Origin of the sequence: Streptomyces sulfonofaciens (assembly GCF_014656295.1) — a bacterium.
Lineage (GTDB): Bacteria > Actinomycetota > Actinomycetes > Streptomycetales > Streptomycetaceae > Streptomyces > Streptomyces sulfonofaciens.
Genome location: NZ_BNCD01000053.1, coordinates 1 through 5,232, shown reverse-complemented (window position 1 = coordinate 5,232; position 5,232 = coordinate 1). Strand labels below are relative to the sequence as shown.

Annotated in this window: 4 protein-coding genes; 1 reads left to right on the top strand and 3 read right to left on the bottom strand. The window is 67.6% G+C overall.

Annotation, left to right across the window (positions count from 1 at the left end; all coding sequences use genetic code 11):
* The 3 genes from IE313_RS34460 to IE313_RS34450 all read right to left on the bottom strand — a co-directional run.
* Positions 1–583 (bottom strand): DDE-type integrase/transposase/recombinase (locus IE313_RS34460; protein ID WP_189939310.1); only part of this gene is annotated, 583 nt, incomplete at its 3' end.
* Between the two features lie 70 nt (positions 584–653).
* Complete coding sequence (locus IE313_RS34455) at positions 654–3,455, bottom strand: AfsR/SARP family transcriptional regulator (protein WP_189939307.1); 2,802 nt, start codon at positions 3,453–3,455, stop codon at positions 654–656.
* 288 nt (positions 3,456–3,743) lie between these two features.
* Positions 3,744–3,950, bottom strand: coding sequence for a hypothetical protein (locus IE313_RS34450; protein ID WP_189939305.1), 207 nt, complete (start codon positions 3,948–3,950; stop codon positions 3,744–3,746).
* A gap of 916 nt (positions 3,951–4,866) precedes the next feature.
* On the opposite strand from IE313_RS34450, the gene IE313_RS35890 reads away from it, so the two are divergent.
* On the top strand, positions 4,867–5,232 hold a 366-nt coding region (locus IE313_RS35890; protein WP_373317134.1), incomplete at its 3' end, for a hypothetical protein.

Sequence of the window (5,232 nt, the reverse complement as noted above, 5' to 3'; positions counted from 1 at the left end):
AAGCGGGTAACGGGAGGGTCGTGCCATGACCCGATCCTTTCATGAAATCGAGTCTCCATACGAGCCGGGGCGGTTCAGGACAGGTCGACGTGATGTCAGGTTCACTGGTTCGGCCGTTGCCCGGCTGGGGTAGTGCTTCTCCTCGAACTCGACGGGGCTGAGGTAGCCGGGGGCGTTTCTGGAAGCGACGGGGGTTGTAGATGCCGTCGAGGTACTCGAAGAGCGCGAGGTTGACATCGGCTCTGGTGGTGAAGGTGCGGCCGCGGACGCATTGGGTCTTGACCAGCATCCACAGGGTCTCGGTGAGGGCGTTGTCGTAGGAGTCGCCGAGGGACCCCATGGACGTTTGAATGCCGGCTCTGACCAGGCGCGTCGTGAGCTTCACGGACGTGTACTGACAACTTTGATCGGCATGATGAATCAGTTGCCCCGGCCCAACCTCGCGGCTGGCCAGGGCGTATTCGAGGCAGGTGAGGACCAGATCAGCATCGGCGTGGGCGGAGGTCTCCCAGGCCACGACCCGGCGGGAGAAGGCGTCCCGGATCGCCGACAGCCACAGGAGCCCCTCGCCGGTGTGGATCATGGCGAGGTCGGTGACCCACGACCGGTTCGGTCTGTTGGCGGTGAAGCCGCGTCGCACCAGGTTCCCGCAGTTAGCAGATGGGGATGGGAAGGCGCCAGGATCCCGCGCCGAGCGCCGCGCGGGCCTCCCGCACGGCTTTCATGGAGCGCAGGTACTCGTGGTCCTGGCCAGCCGCTCGGTTCGTCTCGCTGAGTCGCAGCATGACATCGATCTCGTCCCGGCGGCCCCCGAGCTCATGGAACATCTCGATCGCCCGTCGGTAGTTGCGGATGGCCGCGTCATACGAGCCGAGCCGGTGCAGGGCAAGACCAATCGCCTCGAACGCACTGGCCTCGCCATAGCGTTCTCCTAGCTCGTGGAACCTGCTTTGGGCCGCTCGGCTGTAACTCAGACTATCTTGCGCGCTTCCGTGCAGAACGTGGCCCCAGCCGATCAGGCCCAGGGCGGCTGCCTCCCCCAGATGCCAGCCCTCAGCCCTGAAGAGCTCAAGAGCTCGCACTGCCTGGGTCTGGGCCTGTTCGATGTCGCCTGTCAGTTGGAAGAGCCAGTGCGACTGGCGCAACGTGTAGGCCAGTCCCATCATGTCACCCTCCTCCTCGAAGAGCTCGCGCGCACGTTCGAGGTGGTAGGCAGTCGAGTCATACCGACCGTGCTGAGACTCGGCGCGCGCCAGGCCCCGGTGCGCGTACGCGAGGGCGGTACGGTCCCCCAGTTCGGTCGCTGCGTTCAGCGCTATCTGCTGCGTCACCGCGAGTTCGTCCCAGTGCCCCTGCCGGTCCTGGTAGTGCCTGAGGGCCCAGGCCAGCCGCCAGGCGTGGTCCGGAAGGCCGGCGGCGGCCGCCTGTTCTACCAGCCCCCGCAGAGTGGGGTACTCGAAGGAGAACCAGCGCATGGCCTCCCCGTAGCTCTTGAACCGCGCATGATTTACAGGCGGGTCGAGCGACGGGGGCGGGCTCATGTCCCGATGCAGGGAAAGCGCGACATCCGCCGCGATCGCGCTGTGGAGGTAGTAGTCGAGCATGCGCCGCAGAGCGGCGTGGCGCGTCTCCGCGCGCTCGGCCTCGTCGAGAAGCTCCATCGCGTAGGCGCGGAGGAGGTCGTGTCTCGTGTAGCGGCCCGGTACCTCCTCCAGCAGCAGGTGGGAGTCGGCCAGCTCCCTAAGAGCCAGGTGCGTCGTCCGCTCCGGCCGACCCGCGATACTCGACGCCCCCGGCAGCGAGATGTCGGGCCCGGAGTGCAGCGCGAGCAGCCTGAAGAGCCGGGCCGCATCTGAACTGAGCGCGCGGTAAGACCATGAAAGCACTGCCCGCACGTCATGCGAGCCGTCGGTGGCGACGAACGCGTCGAGGTTGTCCTGCGTTTGCGTCAGCTCTCCCGCGATCGATCCCAGAGGGAACTCCGGATGGGTCACAGCGCGGGCCGCGGCGATGGCGAGGGCCAGGGGGAGCCTGACACACGACTCGACGATCGTTCGGACGGCCTCGGGCTCGGCGGTCACTCTGGCAGCGCCGATGCGTTTGGTCAGGATTTCGACGGACTCCTCGTGGGAGAGCAGCCCCAGCGACTCGACGTGCGCGCTGGTCACGGAGACGAGTCCGGGGAGGTTGCTCCGACTCGTCACCAGCACGAAACACCCCGCGCCACCGGGGAGGACGGGTATCACCTGCTCGGTGTCACGCGCGTTGTCCAGCACGATAAGCACCCGTCGATCCGCCAGCACGCTTCTGTACCGTGCGGCCTGCGCGTGCGGTTCGGTGGGCACGTTGTGGGGCGGAACTCCCAGCGCGTCCAGGAAGCCGCAGATCACCTCCCCGGGGTCCACCGGGTCGACCTCGCGGTCGTACCCGCGCAGGTCCACGTACAGCTGGCCATCGGGAAACCGTGCTGCCACGCGGCGCGCCAGCCGTACGGCGAAGGTTGTCTTTCCGACTGCCGCCGGTCCAGTGATCAGGCAGACGCGTGGTCCGCGGGGCCAGTCGGCCACGTCGCCGGGTACCAGGGAGGCGACGCGGTTGAGTTCGTGATCCCGCCCGACGAACACTGGCAAGTCGGCGGGCAGTTGGGCAGGTGCCGCGGACTGGGTGGAGACGCACGCCGGTGCCTGCGGCAGCGGGATCGCCTCCGACCGAAGGATGCGCTGGTGCAGCCGGGTGAGTGCGGGGCCGGGGTCCATGCCGAGTTCGTCAGCCAGGATCCGCCTCGCTCGCTCGTAGACCAACAGGGCCTCAGCCTGGCGCTCCTGCTGGTACAGGGCCATCATCAGGAGCTCGTGGTACTTCTCCCTCAGGGGGTTCTCAAGGACTGCCCGTTGGAGAACCTCGACAGCCACCGTGTGCTGACCGAGCTCCAAGTGCGCCTCGCACAGCTTCTCCAGGGCTTCCGACCTCGCCTGGACCAGCTGCTCGCGCTGGATTTGTACGAAGCGGCCGTGCATGCCGGCCAACGGTTCGTCGCCCTGCCACAGGGCAAGGGCGGAGCGCAGATGGGAGGCGGCGCCCGGGACGTTCCCGGCCGCACGCGCGACGGCCGCCCTGTTGATCTCGGAGCGGAAACACAAAGCGTCAACGGCTGCCGGGTCGATCACCATCCGGTAACCACCGGAGTCGGCGGATCGGATGACATTCTTGTCTGACTCCCTCGCCAGCACGCGCCGGAGACGATGGATGTACGTGCGCACGGTACCGAGCGCCGCGTGGGGTGCTCGGTCGCCCCAGATCGCGTCGGCGATGTCCCTGGCCGTTACCGCACGTTCTTCTCGCAACAACAGCAGTGCGAGGGTCACCTGTTGCTGGGGGGAACCGAGGTCGATTTCCTCGTCGCCTCGCCAGGCGCGCAGACGCCCCAGAACGACGAACCGCAGACTGTCGTTCATAGCGTGTCCAATCCGACTACGGCGCACCGGCTGACCGGGTACGGCACGTGCGTCTCGACCGGCGGGATGTCCCGTCGTCCGTCATGGTCCGGAAGGAAAGGGCCAATGGCTCCACCTGGGACGAACAAGATCCCGAGAGGAAATGCCACGCCCACCCGCGAACGTTGACTTGCACAATCATGGCAAAGAGCGACTTGGCTCACCGGAGTCCCCGCTGCTGGACCGTGTTTGACGCTGGGTGCCGACTGCCCGGCAGGCCTGTCGGAGCAGGCCGGGCAAGGGGAACAATCACTCGCGGAGGAATTCGAACGAGCTTTGGTCTTGGAAGGTACCGGCGTGCCCGGAGTCGGGATCAGCGCTCAGCCGAGTGTCGGAGATCAGCCGTACCAGGCTGAAGGAGTCGCCCGCCGGCGACATGGTGGCCTCGTCACCGTTGACGACCAGGGTGGGCTCGGTGGGGTGATCCGAACGAGCGGGGAGGCGCTTCCCTCCCACTTGGCGAGCACGGTGGGTTGGGCGTCGATCGCCTCGCTCGAGACGGGAATGCCGCGGTCCTCGGTAAGTTCGTCGAGCCGGGCAAGAATGTCGTCCGCGGCTGCCTGCCTGGTGGGCGTGGGCGAGAAGGGGGAATCGATAGCGCTTCGGGTGTTTCGCCTGTGCGCTTGCCTGCCGCAGGGCGCCTGTGCCACAGCCCCGGTGTCCATGTCTCCCGGGCCTCCGGCGCGGACCCCGGCCAGGACGAGACGAAGAACGAGATCAGGCCGCCGCTGAGCGGCGGCGTGGTCGCGCGGCCGATCCCACTGGTCGAACCGGTGATGAGAGCGGTACTGACGGTCACGGCGTTCTCCTTGACAGGGGTGGCGCACGGCGCAGGCGAAGCGAACGGGGCTCTCCACAGTGAAGTCGAGGCATCTCTCGATTTTCCGCCTCCACTGTAACCTGAGGTGAGCCTCATAATCGAATGGGGGCCGCCGCCGGGCGCATCCAGCAGGTTGAAGCGTCGGCCGCAAAGCTTATGCGCAGGTTGGTGTATATGAGCCGGTGCAAAGGGCCGGCCGTGGCGCGATGCGTCATCGAAGGGGCGTGGGGCTTCGACGGCGAGGCGGACCTCGGGCAGCCAGACGGCGATGGCGGACGGACGCGTCGTGGCCGTCGGGGAGATCACTGCTGCGGGGAGTCGAGCGTGTCGAGGGCCGCGGCTCGACCCTGTTGCCGGGACTCATCGACAGCCATACGCACGCCGACGCCGGAACCTGCCGCGGTCGCTCACGCGGGGGGACTCGTCATAGCGCATGCCCTGGCCGTCGACGCCACCCTCCTGGCACTCGACGCCGGCATCGACGCGCTCGCACACCTGTTCGTCGACGTCCTCCACACCTCCAGGCTCATCAGCTGAGTCGCAGGCGCCGGTGTGCTCGTCATCCTCCTGACCGCGCCGGCGTCGATCACCGGCCTGGGCTTCGGAGCCATCCTGGCCAAGGACCCCCGGACGCGCTGCCGACGGCCGCAGGAATGGACGGACATCCCGTGGGCGACCTCGGGAGCTACCCACAGGGATTTCGACGCGGCTCCGGCGGCCGTCTCAGCATTGCTCGAAGCCGGAGGGCCGGCGTGCTGGCCGGCACCGACGCCGCATATCTCGGCGCACCGGAAATCGCACGGCATCAGCTTCCACGGCGAGCTCCAGCTCCTCGTCGAGCCCGGTGTCACGCCCCAGCGGGCCCCTCGTCTTCGCGATCGGCCTCCCCGCAGTGACGTTCGGTCTGACGGACCGGGG